At 70.8% G+C, this 19,121-nt stretch carries 16 protein-coding genes; 9 read left to right on the plus strand and 7 right to left on the minus strand.

The window, feature by feature from the left end; genetic code table 11:
- Positions 1-88: 88 nt before the first annotated feature.
- The 7 genes from gyrA to dnaA all read right to left on the minus strand — a co-directional run bounded on the left by gyrA (position 89) and on the right by dnaA (position 11,941).
- Entirely contained in the window at positions 89-2,626 is a 2,538-nt protein-coding gene (gene gyrA / locus ACZ58X_RS24040) for a DNA gyrase subunit A (RefSeq protein ID WP_470335673.1), read from the minus strand.
- A 137-nt stretch (positions 2,627-2,763) separates the two neighbouring features.
- On the minus strand, positions 2,764-4,788 hold the full coding sequence (gyrB, locus tag ACZ58X_RS24045) for a DNA topoisomerase (ATP-hydrolyzing) subunit B (protein ID WP_470335654.1): 2,025 nt from the start codon (positions 4,786-4,788) through the stop codon (positions 2,764-2,766).
- Between the two features lie 260 nt (positions 4,789-5,048).
- Positions 5,049-5,588 (minus strand): DciA family protein, encoded by a 540-nt coding sequence (locus tag ACZ58X_RS24050; RefSeq protein ID WP_470335655.1) that lies wholly within the window; start codon positions 5,586-5,588, stop codon positions 5,049-5,051.
- A gap of 169 nt (positions 5,589-5,757) precedes the next feature.
- The gene (gene recF, locus ACZ58X_RS24055; protein WP_470335656.1) at positions 5,758-6,891 is read right to left on the minus strand and encodes a DNA replication/repair protein RecF; all 1,134 of its coding nucleotides are present in this window, start codon (positions 6,889-6,891) and stop codon (positions 5,758-5,760) included.
- 75 nt (positions 6,892-6,966) lie between these two features.
- Positions 6,967-7,842: a phosphogluconate dehydrogenase (NAD(+)-dependent, decarboxylating) gene (gene gnd, locus ACZ58X_RS24060; protein ID WP_360242834.1), complete on the minus strand. Its 876-nt coding sequence runs from the start codon at positions 7,840-7,842 to the stop codon at positions 6,967-6,969.
- Positions 7,843-8,055: 213 nt separating this feature from the next.
- A complete protein-coding gene (dnaN, locus tag ACZ58X_RS24065) occupies positions 8,056-9,186 on the minus strand; it encodes a DNA polymerase III subunit beta (RefSeq protein WP_360242831.1) in 1,131 nt (376 codons plus the stop codon).
- A 955-nt stretch (positions 9,187-10,141) separates the two neighbouring features.
- Positions 10,142-11,941, minus strand: coding sequence for a chromosomal replication initiator protein DnaA (gene dnaA / locus ACZ58X_RS24070; protein WP_470335657.1), 1,800 nt, complete (start codon positions 11,939-11,941; stop codon positions 10,142-10,144).
- 356 nt (positions 11,942-12,297) lie between these two features.
- Between dnaA and rpmH the strand changes: the two genes are divergently transcribed.
- From rpmH to ACZ58X_RS24115, 9 genes are all read left to right on the plus strand, one after another.
- Positions 12,298-12,435, plus strand: coding sequence for a 50S ribosomal protein L34 (gene rpmH / locus ACZ58X_RS24075; RefSeq protein WP_030059672.1), 138 nt, complete (start codon positions 12,298-12,300; stop codon positions 12,433-12,435).
- Positions 12,436-12,453: 18 nt separating this feature from the next.
- Positions 12,454-12,882 (plus strand): ribonuclease P protein component, encoded by a 429-nt coding sequence (gene rnpA, locus ACZ58X_RS24080; protein ID WP_470335658.1) that lies wholly within the window; start codon positions 12,454-12,456, stop codon positions 12,880-12,882.
- The gene (gene yidD, locus ACZ58X_RS24085; protein WP_316522234.1) at positions 12,879-13,193 is read left to right on the plus strand and encodes a membrane protein insertion efficiency factor YidD; all 315 of its coding nucleotides are present in this window, start codon (positions 12,879-12,881) and stop codon (positions 13,191-13,193) included. Before rnpA ends, yidD begins: the two co-directional genes overlap by 4 nt.
- Before the next feature lie 3 nt (positions 13,194-13,196).
- On the plus strand, positions 13,197-14,351 hold the full coding sequence (yidC, locus tag ACZ58X_RS24090; protein ID WP_470335659.1) for a membrane protein insertase YidC: 1,155 nt from the start codon (positions 13,197-13,199) through the stop codon (positions 14,349-14,351).
- 66 nt (positions 14,352-14,417) lie between these two features.
- Entirely contained in the window at positions 14,418-14,948 is a 531-nt protein-coding gene (locus tag ACZ58X_RS24095; RefSeq protein ID WP_375891838.1) for a Jag family protein, read from the plus strand.
- Positions 14,949-15,107: 159 nt separating this feature from the next.
- On the plus strand, positions 15,108-15,935 hold the full coding sequence (gene rsmG, locus ACZ58X_RS24100; protein ID WP_470335660.1) for a 16S rRNA (guanine(527)-N(7))-methyltransferase RsmG: 828 nt from the start codon (positions 15,108-15,110) through the stop codon (positions 15,933-15,935).
- A 262-nt stretch (positions 15,936-16,197) separates the two neighbouring features.
- Positions 16,198-17,172, plus strand: a complete 975-nt coding sequence (locus ACZ58X_RS24105; protein WP_470335661.1) for a ParA family protein — start codon at positions 16,198-16,200, stop codon at positions 17,170-17,172.
- Positions 17,169-18,245, plus strand: a complete 1,077-nt coding sequence (locus ACZ58X_RS24110) for a ParB/RepB/Spo0J family partition protein (RefSeq protein ID WP_470335662.1) — start codon at positions 17,169-17,171, stop codon at positions 18,243-18,245. Before ACZ58X_RS24105 ends, ACZ58X_RS24110 begins: the two co-directional genes overlap by 4 nt.
- A 133-nt stretch (positions 18,246-18,378) precedes the next feature.
- Positions 18,379-18,996 carry a GNAT family N-acetyltransferase gene (locus tag ACZ58X_RS24115; protein ID WP_470335663.1) on the plus strand — a complete coding sequence of 206 codons (618 nt, stop codon included), beginning with the start codon at positions 18,379-18,381 and terminating at the stop codon, positions 18,994-18,996.
- Positions 18,997-19,121: the final 125 nt, after the last annotated feature.

Genomic DNA, 19,121 nt, shown 5'->3' on the forward strand with positions numbered 1-19,121 from the left:
CCTCCTGCGGGTTTTTCCGGGCCGTTTTTGTTCTCTGTTCCCCCCGCGCCCACTCCGTGGACGCGGCGGCACCGGTCTGCGGTTCGGTTCAGACCTCGGCGTCGCCGCCGACCGCCGTCCCCGCACCTTCGGTCGTCTCGGTGGACTCGGCGCCGGCGACCTCGTCCTCCGTCGGCTCCTCGTCCTCGGCCTCCGCGTTGCGGGCCATGCCCACCACCGCGTCGCGCTTTCCGAGGTTGATCAGTTGGACGCCCATGGTGTCACGTCCGGTTTCACGAACCTCGGAAACCCTCGTGCGGATCACCCCACCGGACAGGGTGATCGCCATGATCTCGTCGGTGTCGTCGACCACCAGTGCGCCGACCAGCGAGCCCCGGCCCTCGACGATCTTCGCCGCCTTGGTGCCGTAGCCGCCGCGTCCCTGGACACGGTACTCGTCCACACCGGTCCGCTTGGCGTAGCCGCCGTCCGTGGCGGTGAAGACGTACGTCCCCGGACGGACGACGTTCATCGAGAGCAGCTCGTCGTCCTCGCGGAAGGCCATGCCCTTGACGCCGGAGGTGGCGCGGCCGGTGGGCCGCAGGGCGTCGTCGGTCGCGGTGAAGCGGATCGACTGGGCCTTCTTGGAGACCAGCAGCAGGTCGTCCTCGGAGGAGACCAGCTCGGCGCCGATCAGCTCGTCGTCCCGGCCCTCCTCGTCCTGGCGCAGGTTGATCGCGATCAGGCCGCCGGAGCGCGGGGAGTCGTAGTCCTTGAGCGGGGACTTCTTCACCAGGCCGGCCCGGGTGGCCAGGACCAGGTACGGCTTGTCCTCGTAGGTGCGGACGGCCATCACCTGGGCGATGTGCTCCCCCGGCTGGAAGGCCAGCAGGTTGGCCACGTGCTGGCCGCGGGCGTCGCGGCCGGCGTCCGGCAGCTCGTAGCCCTTGGCACGGTAGACCCGGCCCTTGTTGGTGAAGAACAGGATCCAGTTGTGGGTCGTCGTCACGAAGAAGTGGTCGACGATGTCGTCCTGCTTGAGCTGGGCACCGCGCACGCCCTTGCCGCCGCGCTTCTGCGAGCGGTAGAGGTCGGAGCGGGTCCGCTTGACGTAGCCGCCACGGGTGATCGTGACGACGATGTCCTCCTCGGCGATGAGGTCCTCGATGGAGAGGTCGCCGTCCGAGGGGATCAGGGTCGAGCGGCGCTCGTCGCCGTACTTCTCGACGATCGCGGCGAGCTCCTCGGAGATGATCTCCCGCTGTCGGGTCGGCGAGGCCAGGATCGCGTTGTACTCGTCGATCTTGCGCTGGAGCTCGTCGTGCTCGTCCATGATCCGCTGGCGCTCCAGGGCGGCCAGCCGGCGCAGCTGCATCTCCAGGATCGCGTTGGCCTGGAGCTCGTCGATCTCCAGCAGGCCCATCAGGCCGGTGCGGGCGGCGTCGGCGCTGGCCGAGGCCCGGATCAGCGCGATGACCTCGTCGATCAGGTCCAGGGCCTTGAGCAGCGCGCGCAGGATGTGGGCGCGCTCCTCGGCCTTGCGCAGCCGGAAGGTGGTGCGCCGGACGATGACCTCGACCTGGTGGTTGACCCAGTGCCGGATGAAGGCGTCCAGCGACAGCGTGCGCGGCACGCCGTCGACCAGGGCCAGCATGTTGGCGCCGAAGTTGGTCTGCAGCTCGGTGTGCTTGTACAGGTTGTTGAGCACGACCTTGGCGACCGCGTCGCGCTTGAGCACGACCACCAGGCGCTGGCCGGTGCGGGACGAGGACTCGTCCCGGACGTCGGCGATGCCGGCGATCTTGCCGTCCTTGACCAGGTCGGCGATCTTGAGCGCCAGGTTGTCCGGGTTGACCTGGTACGGCAGCTCGGTGATCACCAGGCACTGGCGGCCCTGGATCTCCTCGACCTCGACCACGGCACGCATGGTGACCGAGCCGCGGCCGGTGCGGTAGTAGTCGTCGATCCCGCGGCGGCCGACGATCAGCGCGCCGGTGGGGAAGTCGGGGCCCTTGATCCGCTCGATCAGGGCCTCCAGCAGCTCCTCGGCGGAGGCCTCGGGGTTCTCCAGGTACCAGAGCGCGCCGGAGGCGACCTCGCGGAGGTTGTGCGGCGGGATGTTGGTGGCCATGCCGACCGCGATGCCGGTGGCACCGTTGACCAGCAGGTTGGGGATGCGCGCGGGCAGGACGGTCGGCTCCTGCGAGCGCCCGTCGTAGTTGGGCGCGAAGTCGACGGTCTCCTCGTCGATGTCGCGCATCATCTCCATGGCCAGCGGCATCATCTTGCACTCGGTGTAGCGCATGGCCGCCGCCGGGTCGTTGCCCGGGGAGCCGAAGTTGCCGTTGCCGTCCACCAGCGGCATCCGCATCGACCACGGCTGGGCCAGGCGGACCACGGTGTCGTAGATCGAGGTGTCACCGTGCGGGTGGTAGTTGCCCATCACGTCGCCGACGACGCGGGCGCACTTGTAGTAGCCCTTCTCGGGCCGGTACCCGCCGTCGTACATCGCGTAGAGCACGCGGCGGTGCACCGGCTTGAGGCCGTCGCGGACCTCGGGGAGCGCCCGGCTGACGATCACGCTCATCGCGTAGTCGAGGTACGAGCGCTGCATCTCGGTCTCGAGCTCGACCGGCTCGATCCGCATGGTCACCTGGGTGGTGGCCTCGGCGGCGGGGGTCTCGGGAGTCTCGGGCTGGTCGCCTTCGGGACGGTTGTCGTCGACCACTGGTGGTCAGTTTCCTTTCACGCGGACTGGTACGTGCGGGGCCTGGTTCGCAGGCGTCACACGTCCAGGAAGCGGACGTCCTTGGCGTTGCGCTGGATGAAGGAGCGGCGGGCCTCGACGTCCTCACCCATCAGCACGGAGAACAGCTCGTCGGCGCGGGCGGCGTCCTCCAGGGTGACCTGGAGCAGCAGCCGGTGCTCGGCGTCCATGGTGGTGACCCGGAGCTCCTCGGCGTTCATCTCGCCGAGACCCTTGAAGCGCTGGATCGCGTCGTCCTTGGGCAGTCGGCGGCCGGCCTCGACGCCGGCCGCGATCACCGCGTCGCGCTCGCGGTCGGAGTAGGCGTACTCGAAGTCGTCCTTGCCCCACTTGATCTTGTAGAGCGGCGGCATCGCGAGGTAGACGTACCCGGACTCGACCAGCGGCCGCATGAAGCGGAACAGCAGGGTGAGCAGCAGGGTGCGGATGTGCTGTCCGTCGACGTCGGCGTCGGCCATCAGGACGATCTTGTGGTACCGCAGCTTGGACTCGTCGTAGTCCTCCTGGATGCCGCAGCCGAAGGCCGAGATCAGCGCCTGGACCTCGGTGTTCTGCAGCACCTTGTCGATCCGGGCCTTCTCGACGTTCAGGATCTTGCCGCGGATCGGCAGGATGGCCTGGGTGCGCGGGTCGCGGCCCTGCTTGGCCGAGCCGCCGGCGGAGTCACCCTCGACGATGAAGATCTCGCACTCGGACGGGTCCTTGGACTGGCAGTCCGAGAGCTTGCCCGGCAGCGAGGCGGACTCCAGCAGGCCCTTGCGGCGGGTCAGGTCGCGGGCCTTGCGGGCGGCGACGCGCGCGGTGGCGGCCTGGATGGACTTGCGGATGATGTCCGAGGCCTCGTTGGGGTTGCGGTCCAACCAGTCGTTGAGCTGCTCGTGGACGACCTTCTGGACGAAGGTCTTCGCCTCGGTGTTGCCGAGCTTGTCCTTGGTCTGGCCCTCGAACTGCGGCTCGCCGAGCTTGACCGAGATGATCGCGGTCAGGCCCTCGCGGATGTCCTCGCCGGAGAGGTTGTCGTCCTTCTCGCGGAGCAGCTTCTTGTCCCGCGCGTAGCGGTTGACCAGGCCGGTCAGCGCGGAGCGGAAGCCCTCCTCGTGGGTGCCGCCGCCGTGGGTGTGGATGGTGTTGGCGAAGCTGTAGACCCCCTCGGTGTAGGAGGAGTTCCACTGCATCGCGATCTCCACCGAGATCGCCTTGTCCTTGTCCTCCGCCTCAAAGTCGATCACCGAGGGGTGGATGACCTCGCCCTTGCGGGAGTTGAGGTGGGCGACGAAGTCGGCGATGCCGCCGTCGTACTTGTACGTGACGGAGAGCGGCTTGCCCTCCTCGTCCACGTGCTCGGGGCGCTCGTCGGTCAGCGAGATCGACAGGCCCTTGTTGAGGAAGGCCATCTCCTGGAAGCGCCGGGAGAGCGTCTCGAAGGAGTAGACGGTGGTCTCGAAGATGTCGGCGTCGGCCCAGAAGGTCACCGTGGTGCCGGTGCGGTCGGTCTCGGCGCCCTTGACCAGGGCGGCGGTCGGCGCGCCCATCTTGTAGTCCTGGGTCCAGATGTGGCCGTCCTTGTGGATCTCCACCGAGAGCCGGGTGGACAGCGCGTTCACCACCGAGACGCCGACGCCGTGCAGACCGCCGGAGACGGCGTAGCCGCCGCCGCCGAACTTGCCGCCCGCGTGCAGGACGGTGAGCACGACCTCGACGGCCGGCTTGTCCTGGCCGGGGACGATGTCCACCGGGATGCCGCGGCCGTTGTCGACGCAGCGGATGGCGCCGTCGGCCATGATCGTCACGTCGATGGTGTCGGCGTACCCCGCCATCGCCTCGTCGACGGAGTTGTCCACGACCTCCTGCACCAGGTGGTGCAGGCCGCGCTCACCGGTGGAGCCGATGTACATGCCGGGGCGCTTGCGGACGGCGTCGAGGCCTTCCAGCACCTGGATGTTGCTACCGGTGTAGGAAGCCTGGTCGGTCTGGTCTGGGGTCTGGCTGGGGTTGCCGGAATCGGCCACGAAGCGCCCTCTCTGGCACAGCGCGGGCCGCATTCCAGCCCCGTGTGGGCGGGCGTGCGACCACGGCGTTTCGACTCGGTTGCCACTAGCAACAGTGTTTGGCTCTCAGTCTACCGGTACGACTGACATAGATGGGCGTTTGGCAGCCCTTGAAGGCAGATATGCCGCCCTGAATCCCCTCGGGACGTGTCCCGATACTCGACCCGGGGGCCGGAGGCGCCTGGAAGGGCCGTCAGGGGTTCCGGAAGATCGTGGTCCGATCCCGGCCGGAGCCGATCGCCGGCCGGCCGGGCTCAGCCCCAGGTGTCGCCCGGGCCCTTGCTCCCCGGCGCGCGCAGCCGGCCGTAGCCGCGGACCGGCGCGGCCGGGCCGAGCACCTTGATGGTGCGGACCGTGCCGTGGCCCAGCTCGTGGTTCAGACGGGCCACCAACTGCCGCGCCAGCCAGCGGAGTTGGGTGGCCCATGCGGTGGAGTCGCACTGCACGGTGAGCACCGCGGCGGCCTCGTCGTAGGAGGAGGGGTGGCAGTGCGCGGCGATGTCCGGGCCGACGATCTGCGGCCAACGGCCCATCACCCCGCCGACCGCGGCCGAGGACTCCCAGCCGCGCTCGGTCAGCAGCCGGTTCAGCGCCGCCCCCAGCGGCACCGGGTCGCGGCCGTCCGAGCGGGCGCCGCTGCGCAGCCCGTGCCGCTTCGCCTCGCGCTTCTGCTGGACCTGCTCACCGCGCTGGCGGGCCTGGGCCCGGGCCGCCCGCAGCGCGGACCGGGCGAGGTCGGCACCGGTGGCACCGGCGGCGCCGGGGCCGGGGGAGGTCTCCGCCGAATCGCTCACGGCGATCTCCTTTCCCCAGCCTGTGGACAACCCGATGAGCCGTCCAGCCTACGGGAGCGCGCGCACACCGGACGTCGGCACCCGCCACGGTCCGGGTGCCGGCGGCAACGCTTCGCTCCGGCACGGGTCGGTACGAGTCGGGTCGGGTCGGGTCGGTACGAGTGGGGGCTCAGGCGTCGATCCGGCGCACGGCGCCGTCGGAGACCGCGAAGCGGGCGCCGGCCAGCGCCTTCGGCACGTCCTCGGCCACCGCCGCGGTCACCAGCACCTGCTCGCCGTCGGCCACCAGTTCGGCCAGCCGGTCCCGGCGGGCGGCGTCCAGCTCGGCGAACACGTCGTCCAGGACCAGCACCGGCTCACCACCGTCGGCGCGCAGCAGCTCGTACGAGGCCAGCCGCAGCGCCAGCGCGAACGACCAGGACTCGCCGTGGCTCGCGTAGCCCTTGGCCGGCAGCGGGCCCAGCTTGAGCACCAGCTCGTCGCGGTGCGGGCCGACCAGGGTGATCCCCCGCTCGACCTCCTGCTTGCGGACCGCCTGCAACGCCGCCAGCAGCTGCTCCTCGGCCTGCTCCCGGCTGCTCGGCAGCTCGCCCTCGAAGGAGCTGCGGTACTCCAGGACGGTCTCCCCGCCGCCCGGGGCCACCCGGCCGTACGCCCCCGTCACCAGCGGTTGCAGGGCGGCCACCAGCTGGATCCGGAAGGCCGTCAGCTCGGCCCCGGCGCGGGCCAGGTGGCCGTCCCAGACCTCCAGGGTGGACAGGTCGGCCCCCTTGCCGCCGCCGGCCCGACGGGCCATCGCGGCGGTCTTGAGCAGGGCGTTGCGCTGCTTGAGCACCCGCTCGTAGTCCTGCCGGACCCCGGCCAGCCGGGGCGCCCGGGCGGTCAGCAGCTCGTCCAGGAAGCGCCGGCGCTCGCCCGGATCGCCCTTGACCAGGCTGAGGTCCTCCGGGGCGAACAGCACGGTGCGCAGCAGGCCCAGCACGTCGCGCGGGCGGACGTTGTCGGAGCGGTTGATCCGGGCCCGGTTGGCCTTGCCCGCCGTGAGCTCCAGCTCGATCAGGGTGGAGCGGCCGCGGTCCACCACCGAGGTGCGGACGACCGCCCGCTCGGCGCCCAGCCGGATCAGCGGGGCGTCGGTGGCGACCCGGTGGCTGCCCAGGGTGGCGACGTAGCCGATCGCCTCGACCAGGTTGGTCTTGCCCTGGCCGTTGGGCCCGACGAAGGCCGTCACGCCCGGGTCGAGGGGAACCTCGGCCCGGGCGTACGACCGGAAGTCGGCGAGCGACAGGTGCGCGACGTGCATGGCTGTGGACTGCGCCCGCCTTCTGTGTCTGGGGCTACCCGGGGAACGGCCCCCGGGGCCCCGGCCGGTTCTCGGTTACTTGGACTCGACCGCGTGGCCGCCGAACTGGTTGCGCAGCGCGGCGATCATCTTCATCTGCGGCGAGTCGTCCTGGCGGGAGGCGAAGCGGGCGAACAGCGAGGCGGTGATCGCCGGCAGCGGCACGGCGTGGTCGATCGCGGCCTCGACGGTCCAGCGGCCCTCGCCGGAGTCGGCGGCCCAGCCGCGCAGCTTGTCCAGGTGCTCGTCGTCGTCCAGGGCGCGGACGGCCAGGTCCAGCAGCCAGGAGCGGATGACGGTGCCCTCCTGCCAGCTGCGGAAGACCTCGCGCACGTCGGTGACCTCGGGGGCGGCCTCCAGCAGCTCCCAGCCCTCGGCGAAGGCCTGCATCATCGCGTACTCGATGCCGTTGTGGACCATCTTGGCGAAGTGGCCGGCGCCGACCGCGCCCGCGTGCACCGAGCCGAAGTCGCCCTCGGGCTTGAGCGCGTCGAAGACCGGCTGGACCAGGGCGACGTGCTCGGCGTCGCCGCCGTACATCAGCGCGTAGCCGTTCTCCAGGCCCCAGACGCCGCCGGAGACGCCGCAGTCGACGAAGCCGATGCCCTTGGCCGCCAGCGCCTCGGCGTGCTTGATGTCGTCGGTCCAGCGGGAGTTGCCGCCGTCCACCACGACGTCGCCGGGGGAGAGCAGTTCGGCGAGCTCGTCGACGGTCGCCTGGGTCGCGGCACCGGCCGGAACCATCACCCAGACCACGCGCGGGCCCTGGAGCTTGGAGACGAGCTCCTGCAGGGTCTCGACGTCGGAGATCTCCGGGTTGCGGTCGTATCCGATGACGGTGTGGCCGGCGCGGCGGATCCGCTCGCGCATGTTGCCGCCCATCTTGCCGAGACCGATGAGGCCGAGCTCCATGACCAAATCCTTACTGTGGGGACGTGCCTGGCGGCGGCGCCGTTGCCGCATCCCCGAGCCTACGCTTCCGGGGCATCCGGACTCCGCGCGGTCGGGCCGACCGGGTCGACGGGGGTCGGGACGTCCACAGGCTGTGCACAACGGGTGTGCACAGCCTGTGGGTGACCGGACCGGCCGGGTCAGCCGGAGCCGATCGCCAGCCGGGATCGGCCGTCAGCCGGAGAGGCGGACCGGCATGATCAGGTACTGGTAGGCCTTGTCCTCCTCGGCGTCCACCGAGACCTTGCCGCTGAGCAGGGCCGGCTTGGTCGGGGTGGTGAAGCTCAGCTGGGCGAACGGGGAGTCGATGGCCTTGAGGCCCTCCTCCAGGTAGCCCGGGTTGAAGGCGATCGAGATGTCGTCGCCCTCCAGGTCGGCCTCGATCCGCTCGGTGGCCTGGGCGTCGTCGCCCGAGCCGGCCTCCAGGGTCAGCACGCCCTGCTCGAAGTTGAGCCGGACCGGGGTGTTGCGCTCGGCGACCAGCGAGACGCGCTTGAGCGCCTCCAGGAAGGGCTGGGTCTGGATCGCGGCGACCGCGCTGAACTCGGTCGGGAAGAGGCTGCGGAACTTGGGGAACTCGCCCTCCAGCAGCCGGGTGGTGGTGCGGCGGCCGGCCCCCTCGAAGCCGATCAGGCCCTCGCCCGCGCCGCCCGAGGAGAGCGCGATGGAGACGGTGTCGCCGCTGCCCAGGGACTTGGCGATGTCCTGGAGGGTCTTGGCGGGCACCAGGGCGACCGCGGAGATGTCCGACTGCTCGGGCTTCCACAGCAGGTCGCGGACGGCGAAGCGGTAGCGGTCGGTGGCGGCCAGGGTGATCCGGTCGCCCTCGATCTCGACCCGGACGCCGGTGAGCACCGGCAGGGTGTCGTCCCGGCCGGCCGCGACGGCGGCCTGGCTGACCGCGGAGGCGAAGACGTCCCCGGAGACGGTGCCGGTGGCGGTCGGCATCTGGGGCAGCGCCGGGTACTCGTCCACCGGGAGGGTGGGGAGGGTGAAGCGGGAGCTGCCGCAGACCACGCTGACCCGCTGGCCGTCGGTGGAGATCTCCACCGGCCTGTTGGGGAGGTTGCGCGAGATGTCGTTGAGCAGGCGACCGGAGACCAGGACGGTGCCGGCCTCCTCGACGTCCGCCTCCAGCTCGACCCGGGCCGAGACCTCGTAGTCGAAGCCGGACAGCGCCAGGCTGCCCTCCTGCGCGGTCAGCAGCAGGCCGGCCAGCACCGGCACCGGCGGCCGTGCCGGGAGGCTGCGGGCAGCCCAGGCCACCGCCTCCGCGAGGACGTCACGCTCCACCCGGAACTTCACCGGTAACCGCCTCCTGGATCGAGCGCTCCCGCTCGCACTCTGGTTCGTCTGATCTTGATCGTCGGTCCGCCTGTCCGCCGAGCTCTACCACTCCGCTTCCAGTCGCAGAGGACAGTCTGACGTACTCCGCCGACAGACGGGGCAGACGGGCGGGAGCGAGGCCGAACAGATGTCGGGGCGCGGTTGTCCACAGATTTTGGGACCACCCACTTTGAAAGCAGGTTCACGGTCTAACTGTGTAGCGGTAGTAGTAGGGCCTGTGGAAACCGTGGATAACCCCGTTTCCGCAGGTCAGCGCCCGGATTTTGTCCACAGTCGGTGTGGACGGCGGCTGTGGACGGGCAGGCCGCGCTGTGGACAGCCGAGCGTTACCCACAGGGCACGCAGGGTATCCACAGGTTATCCCCAGGACTGTCCCCAGATCAGGGCCCGGTTATCCACGGGCCCCGGTCAACTTTACGTGACGCCTTTCACACCAGGGTATGAACGGCCGCCCAAGGTTGTCGAACTGTGGACCCCGCTGTGGACAACCTGGGGATAACCGCCCGCGCCCTGGGGACAACCGGTGGACAACCCGGACGGCCCACTGGTGGCCCGTCAATTGTCCACACCCTGTGGACAACGGTTGTGCACAAGTCCACAGGCACCTGACCTGCGCGGAAGAGCGTAGCGGCGCCGGGCCTGTGGACGAATTCTGGATAACTCCGGACTCCCCGGCCTGTGGACCGCGCGGAAGGGGTCCGGCCTGTGGACAACTGCCCTGCGCGCCCCCGGTTTTCGAATCACCGGTCAGTTGTTCGGCGCGGGCTGTGGACTGGTGGGACGTCCGTCGCGCGGATACCTGCCCAGCGGCGGCCCGGTGCACACCTGTGGATACGGCGAAAGGGCGTCAGGATCGCTCCTGACGCCCTTCCGGGGTTGCACCGGTGCCGCGGCCCCAACTCGCGGGGGACGGCTAGCTCTTGATGCGGTTGGTCAGTTCGGTGACCTGGTTGTAGATCGAGCGCCGCTCGGCCATCAGCGAGCGGATCTTCCGGTCCGCGTGCATCACCGTGGTGTGGTCGCGGCCGCCGAACTGGGCGCCGATCTTCGGCAGCGAGAGGTCGGTGAGCTCCCGGCACAGGTACATGGCGATCTGCCGGGCCGTCACCAGCACCCGGCTGCGCGAGGAGCCGCAGAGGTCGTCCACCCCGAGGCCGAAGTAGGCGGCGGTCTGCTGCATGATGACCTGCGCGGTGATCTCCGGGCCGGCGTCCTCGTCCCCGCCGGGGATCAGGTCCTTGAGGACGATCCCCGCCAACTCCAGGTCCACCGGCGCCCGGTTGAGGTTGGCGAAGGCGGTCACCCGGATCAGCGCGCCCTCCAACTCCCGGATGTTGCGGGTGATCCGGGACGCGATGAACTCCAACACGTCGGCGGGGGCGTTGAGTTGTTCCTGGATCGCCTTCTTGCGCAGGATCGCGATCCGGGTCTCCAGCTCCGGCGGGGTGACGTCGGTGATCAGGCCCCACTCGAAGCGGTTGCGCAGCCGGTCCTCCAGCGTGGTCAGCAGCTTGGGCGGCCGGTCCGAGGACAGCACGATCTGCTTGTTCGCGTTGTGGAGGGTGTTGAAGGTGTGGAAGAACTCCTCCTGGGTGGACTCCTTGCTCGCCAGGAACTGGATGTCGTCCACCAGCAGGATGTCCATGTCCCGGTAGCGGCGGCGGAAGGTGTCCGCCTTGCCGTCCCGGATCGAGTTGATGAACTCGTTGGTGAACTCCTCCGAGGACACGTAGCGCACCCGGGTGCCCGGGAAGAGGCTGCGCGAGTAGTGCCCGATGGCGTGCAGCAGGTGGGTCTTGCCCAGCCCGGACTCGCCGTAGATGAAGAGCGGGTTGTACGCCTTGGCCGGGGCCTCGGCGACGGCCACCGCCGCCGCGTGCGCGAAGCGGTTGCTGGCGCCGATGACGAAGGTGTCGAACAGGTACTTGGGGTTCAGCCGGGCGGCCGGCTCGTCCTTGCGGGAGCCGCCGGCCGGGGGAGCACCGGGCGGGGCGGGCACCCCGGGGACGGCGGGGCGCTCGGTCGGCGGCTCCACGGCCGACTTCTCGGCCGGGCGTCCGCCGGAGGGCCGGGCGCCGTGTCCGCGGCGCCCGGCGCCGGTGCGGGGCTGCTCGCCGGGGCCGGGGCCGTACGCGCCGCCGAAGAGGTCGCCCTGGGTCGTGGAGGGCGGGCTGGGGAGGTGCCGCGGCGCCGGGCGGGGCGAGGGCTCCTCGGGCTCGTGGTACGGCGCCTGCGGCTCCTGGTAGCCGGGCCACGGCTGGGCGGGCTGGCCGCCGCCGTAGGGCGCGGGGCGCTGCTCGTAGCCGCCGGTGTCGTAGCGGGGGCGCTCGTAGTCCTGCTCGTACGGCTGCTGGTAGCCCTGGTCGCCGTAGCCGGAGTCCTCCTCGGCCGGGCCCGGGTAGGGCTCGACGGGGGCCTGGGGGGCCGGCGCGGGGGTGGTGGGCACCGCGTTGGCGTCGACCATCACGGCGATCCGGACGGGTCGGCTGAGCTCGCGGCTGAGCGCGTCGGTCAGCTGGGGCAGCAGCCGGCCCTCCAGCACCTGCTTGGCCCGTTCGTTCGGGGTCGCCAGCAGGGCGGTGTCGTGCATCATCCACATGGGCTGGGTGCGCTGCACCCACTGCTTGTCCATCTCCCCGACATCGGGGTCGTTGACCAGCCGCTCGACGACCCTCGCCCAGACCGGGACGAGGTCGCTGTTGCCATCAGCCACTGGTGCACGCTTTCGAAGAACAAACCAGACAAGTCCTGCAACGGTAGTCAGCGAACAGAGACGGATCAAGTCGTTGTCCACAGGCTGTGGGTAAACGGCGTCCCGAAGCGGCTGGTTTGACCCTTGGACCCCGTCCCGCGTACCGTAACCAGGTCGAGTTGTCGATGGCCGCTGCCGCATGTCCGCGGGTCCACCCGCTTCCATAAGGCGCGCAGCACGGGCGCCGTGGATTGCCTCAGACCCCAGCCGAACTGGGGCGATGGGCCGGATTTCCGAATTCCAGGGAGATCACGCGGACGCACGGTGACGGCCAAGCGACACCCCGTCATCCTACGATTCACCTCAGGAGCCCCCGAGTGAGCAAGCGCACCTTCCAGCCGAACAACCGTCGTCGCGCCAAGACCCACGGCTTCCGGCTGCGGATGCGTACCCGCGCCGGCCGCGCCATCCTGGCTGCCCGCCGTGGCAAGGGCCGCGCCAGCCTGTCCGCCTGATCCGCACCAGAGTCTGTTGTGCTGCCCTCCGAGAATCGGCTGCGGCGGCGCCAGGACTTCGCGACCGCGGTGAAACGCGGTCGCCGGGCCGGCCGGCCCCTTCTGGTCGTCCATCTCAGCAGAGAAGGCGACCCGCAGGGGCAGACCGACCGGACCAGCGACTCCCGCCCGCACGTCGCCGAGGGGACTCCTTCGGCGCGTGCGGGTTTCGTCGTGAGCAAGGCCGTTGGCCCGGCGGTCGTCCGCAACCTGGTGAAGCGCCGGTTGCGCCATCTCGTTCGTGATCGTCTGTCCAGGCTGCCCGCCGGTAGCCTGATAGTGGTGCGTGCGCTGCCCCAGGCCGCGACCGCCTCGTACCAGGAGCTGGAACGCGACCTGGACGCGGCGCTCAAGCGGCTGCTGAGGGCCGAGCCCGCCGCCACGGCGCCGACGGGAGCAGGGCGATGAAGTACCTGCTGATGGGTCTGATCAGGGTCTACCAGTGGACGATCAGCCCACTGCTCGGTCCGGTCTGCCGTTACTACCCCTCGTGCTCGCACTACGGCTACGAAGCCGTGAAGGTGCACGGGGCGGTCAAGGGCGGCGGACTGACCGTGTGGCGCATCCTCCGTTGCAATCCCTGGTCGCCTGGCGGGGTGGACCACGTACCGCCCCGCAAGCACCCGGTGTGGCACCGCCGGCTGCGTGATCTGCTGAGCCCCAAGAGCGGGACCGCCGAGCCGGAGCCGGTGGCGAAGCCCGATGCCCAAGGAGTCTGACCGGTGACCTTCGGTTTTCTGAGTCCCCTCTACACAGCGGTGTCCTGGATCATCGTCCAGTTCCACTCGCTGTACAGCAACGTCTTCGACCCGGACGGTGGCTGGGCCTGGGGTCTGGCCATCGCCTCGATGGTGGTCGTCATCCGGATCTGCCTGATCCCGCTCTTCGTGAAGCAGATCAAGGCGACCCGGGCCATGCAGGCGATCCAGCCGAAGATGAAGGCCATCCAGGAGCGCTACAAGAACGACCGGCAGCGCCAGTCCGAAGAGATGATGAAGCTGTACAAGGATGCGGGTACCAACCCGTTTTCCAGCTGCCTTCCCATCATCGTTCAGGCGCCCTTCTTCACCGCCCTCTACGGCGTGCTGTCCAACGTCGCCAAGGGCCACGACATCGGCGTGATCCACGGCAGCCTGCTGGTGAGCGCCGGCAAGGCGCACATCTTCGGCGCCCCGCTGTCCGCGACCTTCCTCGGCAGCCCGGAGACCAGCGTCAAGATCGTCACCGCGGTGATGATCGTCATGATGTCGCTGTCGCAGTTCGTCACCCAGCGCCAGCTGATGACCAAGAACGTCGACCTCACGGTCAAGACGCCGTTCATGCAGCAGCAGAAGATGCTGATGTACGTCTTCCCGGTCATGTTCGCCGTGATGGGCATCAACTTCCCGGTCGGTGTCCTGGTCTACTGGCTGACCACCAACGTCTGGTCGATGGGCCAGCAGCTGGTCGTCATCCGCAACAACCCGACTCCGGGCAGCAAGGCCTTCGAGGAGCGCCAGGCGCGACTCAAGAAGGCCGGCCGACTGCGTTCGGACGGTACGGAGATCAAGGGCGCGCTCTGGGGCATGCTGCCCCCGTCCAAAACGGCCATCGCCGAGGCGGCCTCCGCCGCCGCCGTGGTCGAGGAGTCGGTCCGGGCGAGCCGCCAGCAGCCCCGCCGCCAGAGCAAGGCCCAGCGCCAGCAGGCCGGTGCCGGCCAGGCGACCGAGTCGAGCGAGGACACCCAGGTCGAGCAGCCCGCCGAGGACGCCGTCCCGGCGGACTCCGCCGCCAAGCCGACGGCTGCCAAGCAGACCGCGGCCAAGCCCGGCGGCACCAAGCAGGGCACCCGGCAGCAGCCCAAGCGCGGCGGCCAGCGGCCGAAGAAGAAGTCCTGACCGGCTTCTGCCAAGAGCTTCGTTCCCCGCCCGCCAGCCGGGCCCATCTCCCGAAGGAGTCCATCAGTGACGGAAGGCACCACCTCCGCCGTCGAGGCCGAGGACGTCGCCAGCACCGACGAGAGCGTCATCACCCGCCTGGAGCAGGAGGGCGACATCGCGGCGGACTACCTGGAGGGTCTGCTCGACATCGCGGACCTCGACGGTGACATCGACATGGATGTCGAGGGTGACCGTGCCCTGGTCTCCATCGTCAGCGACGGCAACGACCGCGCGCTGCAGCGCCTGGTCGGCCAGGACGGCGAGGTGCTGGAGGCCCTGCAGGAGCTGACCCGGTTGGCTGTCCACCGGGAGACCGGTGAGCGCAGCCGTCTCATGCTGGACATTGCCGGCTTCCGGGCCCGCAAGCGCGAGGAGCTGGCCGCCCTCGGTGCCGAGGCCGCGGAGCAGGCGAAGAGCAGCGGCGAGCAGGTCAAGCTGCGGCCGATGACGCCCTTCGAGCGCAAGGTCGTCCACGACGCGGTCGCGGCCGCCGGTCTGCGCAGCGAGTCGGAGGGCGAGGAGCCCCAGCGGTGCGTGGTCGTGCTGCCGGCCTGAGGCCGTCGGGACGATGACCGGTCGCCGCGGTGACCGGTGAGTCTTGCCGAACGCGACCCCGTCCGCCTCGTGCGGGCGGGGTCGTTGTTCCTTCTGGGATGTTTCACGTGAAACAGTGCGTTGAGCGGGTCGGTGGATCCGGAGATCGGAGAGGTCGAGATGGACACGGAGAACGCGGCCACCGGCCGTCCGGGGGCGGACGTGAACCCTGACGCGGAGGAGCGGGCCGAGCTGCCCGAGCTGGACGTGTTGGCCGAGGCGCCGGCCGCTGCCCGGGAGGTCTTCGGCGACCGCTTCGACGCCGCCGTCCGCTACACCGAGCTGCTGGCCACGGCGGGCGTCCGGCGCGGGCTGATCGGGCCCCGCGAGGTGCCCCGGCTGTGGGACCGGCACGTCCTCAACTGCGCGGTGCTGGCCGAGCTGCTGCCCACCGGCTCCACCCTGTGCGACGTCGGCTCCGGCGCCGGCCTGCCCGGTATCCCGGTGGCGCTGGCCCGGCCGGACGTCTCGGTGACCCTGCTGGAGCCGCTGCTGCGCCGGACCACCTTCCTGGAGGAGGTCGTCCGGGAGCTGGGGCTGGAGAACGTCACGGTGCTGCGCGGCCGCGCCGAGGAGATGATCGGCAAGCTCGCGGTGGACGTGGTGACCGCCCGGGCCGTGGCCCCACTGGACCGGCTGGCCGGCTGGGGCATGCCGCTGCTGCGTCCGCACGGGCAGATGCTGGCGCTCAAGGGCGACAGCGCCGAGCAGGAGCTGGCCGACTCGCGCGCCGGGCTGGCCAAGCTGGGCGCCGTCGAGTGGAGCGTCATCTCGGTCGGTGAGGGCACCCTGGAGACCTCCACCCGGGTGGTGCAGGTCAAGGCGGGGGAGAGCCCCGGCGGCGTGAAGGCCGCGACCCGACGGGCCAAGATGGCCCGGGCCGGTCGCAACGCCGGCGCCAAGACCGGTGACCGCGCCCGGGGCGGGCGCCGCCGCGGCACTCGCTGAGGTCCTCGGTTCGGAACGACGGGCGGACGGATCCCCTCGGAAGGGGGGAACCGTCCGCCCGTCGTCGTTCAGGTGACGGGTGGGCCTCCCGCGGGACACCGGAGTGTCGCACCGTCAGATTTCCGGCATAGCGGGCATGGTGTTTCACGTGAAACGTCGCTCTCTGCTCTCCGACGGTCTCGATTTCCGGCTCCGCCTCGGGCTCAGCCGCTTTCGGGCTGCGACTGTTGCCGCTCCGGTTTCACGTGAAACACTGAGCCCCATGCAGGACTCGGAGACCATCGACCAGATCGATGACACGCCCATCGCACGGGCTGCCCAGGCTGCGGTTCAGGCGATCGGCCGGGCGGGGGAGGGGCTGCCGCGGCCCGCTGCCACCCGGGTGATCGTGGTCGCCAACCAGAAGGGCGGGGTGGGCAAGACCACCACCACCGTGAACATGGCCGCCTCGCTGGCCATGCACGGACTGCGCGTCCTGGTGGTCGACCTCGACCCTCAGGGCAACGCCTCCACCGCCCTCGGCATCGACCACCACGCCGAGGTCCCGTCCATCTACGACGTCCTGGTCGAGGGCAAGCCCCTGGCCGACGTGGTCCAGCCGGTCGTGGACGTCGAGGGGCTCTTCTGCGTCCCCGCCACCATCGACCTGGCCGGCGCCGAGATCGAGCTGGTCTCGTTGGTGGCCCGGGAGAGCCGGCTGCAGCGCGCCATCGCCGCCTACGAGCAGCCGCTGGACTACATCCTGATCGACTGTCCGCCCTCGCTGGGCCTGCTGACGGTCAACGCCCTGGTGGCCGGGCAGGAGGTGCTGATCCCGATCCAGTGCGAGTACTACGCACTGGAGGGCCTCGGCCAGCTGCTGCGCAACGTCGAGCTGGTGCGCGCCCACCTCAACCCCACGCTGCACGTCTCGACCATCCTGCTCACCATGTACGACGCCCGGACCAGGCTGGCCGCCCAGGTGGCCGAGGAGGTCCGGACCCACTTCCAGGCCGAGGTGCTGAGCACGGCGATCCCGCGCTCGGTCCGCATCTCGGAGGCGCCCAGCTACGGGCAGACGGTGCTGACCTACGACCCGGGCTCGACCGGGGCGCTCTCGTACCTGGAGGCCGCCCGCGAGCTCGCGCTGCGCGCGGTGGGCCAGGGCGGCTCGTCGGTCGGTCAGCAGCGGTACGGCAGCGGTACGGGGCACGGCGCCCCGATGGCACAGCACGGTACGACGGAGGGTCATCAGTGAGTGCTCGCAGGGGTCTGGGACGAGGGCTCGGGGCGCTGATCGGCCCCGCAGCACCGGCCGACGGCGGGGCGGCGCAGCCCGCTGCCGCCACGTCCGCGCCGACCTCGGTGGTGGCGACCGGCACGACGTCACCGGCCTCGGTGCCGGTGCTGCCGGGCGGCCGCGCGACGGTGGCGGCCCGCGCGGCCGTCGGGCGGCAGGCGGAGCAGTCGACGCCGGCGCCGGTGCCCGGTGCCTCCTTCGCCGAGCTGCCGCTGGACGCGATCACCCCCAACCCGCGCCAGCCGCGCGAGGTGTTCGACGAGGACAAGCTGGCCGAGCTGGTGTCCTCCATCAAGGAGGTCGGCCTGCTCCAGCCGATCGTGGTGCGCCAGGTGACGGCCGAGCGCTACGAGCTGATCATGGGCGAGCGGCGTTGGCGGGCCTCCCGCGAGGCGGGGCTGGAGCGGATCCCGGCGATCGTCCGGGCCACCGAGGACGACAAGCTGCTGCTGGACGCCCTCCTGGAGAACCTGCACCGGGCCGAGCTGAACCCGCTGGAGGAGGCGGCCGCCTACGACCAGCTGATGCGGGACTTCTCCTGCACCCATGAGGAGCTGGCCGACCGGATCGGCCGCTCGCGTCCGCACGTCTCCAACACCCTGCGGCTGTTGCGGCTCCCGGCGTCCGTCCAGCGCCGGCTGGCGGCCGGCACGCTGACGGCCGGGCACGCCCGGGCGCTGCTGCCGCTCACGGATCCCGAGGCGCAGGAGAAGCTGGCCGCGCGGATCATCGCCGAGGGCCTCACGGTGCGCAACGTCGAGGAGCTCGTCGTCCTGCTGCGCTCGGAGGAGCCGAAGGGGGAGAAGCGTCAGGCGCCGAAGGCGGGCAGGATCATCTCCCCGGCGTTCAACGACCTGGCGAGCCGGCTGTCGGACCGCTTCGACACCCGGGTCAAGGTCGAGGTGTCGCAGCGCGGCGGGAAACTGGGCAAGGGCAAGGTGGTGCTGGAGTTCGGTTCGGTCGAGGACCTGAACCGGATCCTGGACAGCATGGCCCCGGGCGAGGACGGTCTGCGGCTGTCGCAGGGCTGAGCCGGTCGGCCGGACCGGGGGCGACAACCCGATGGGTGCATGTGCCACGTGAGCGCTGTTTCACGTGAAACATGCACCCATCGGCGTTCGTGGGGGCATGCTCGACCGTGGAAGGGAGGAGGAGGTGCGGGCCATGGGACGCCGGATCGCTCCGCTGACGCTGGACAACCTCGCGGACCTGCCGACGGGCTGCCGTTCCTGCGTGTTCTGGGAGCTGGACCCGGTCAGCGCGAAGGAGGCGGTGGAGTCGGGGAAGCCGGAGCTGGAGAAGGAGGGGTGGATCTCCGCGGTGCTGCTGGAGTGGGGGTCCTGCGGTCGGATCGTCTACGTGGACGACCAGCCGGTCGGCTTCGTGCTCTACGCGCCGCCCGCGTACGTCCCCCGCTCGCAGTCCTTCCCGACCAGCCCGGTCGCGCCGGACGCCGTTCAGCTGATGGTCAGCCGGGTGCTGCCGGGCTACCAGCACCAGGGGCTGGGCCGGGTGCTGGTGCAGACCGTCGCCAAGGACCTGCTGGGGCGCGGGGTGCGGGCGATCGAGGCCTTCGGCTCGGCGGGCCGGGTGCCCACCAGCTGCGTGCTGCCGGCCGACCACCTGCTCGCGGTCGGCTTCAAGACCGTACGGCCGCACCCGCGCTACCCGAGGCTGCGGCTGGAGGCGCGCACCACGCTCTCCTGGCGCGGTGACGTGGAGGGGGCGCTGGAGCGGCTGCTCGGCGGCGGGCGGAAGGAGCCGGCTCTGCGGCCGTTCTGAGCGGTACGACGACGGCGGGGGGGGGGGGGGGGGGGGGGGGGGGGGGGGGGGGGGGGGGGGGGGGGGGGGGGGGGGGGGGGGGGGGGGGGGGGGGGGGGGGAAGAGGGGGGGGATGTTGGGGTTGG

Source organism: Kitasatospora sp. NPDC040550 (assembly GCF_055594965.1).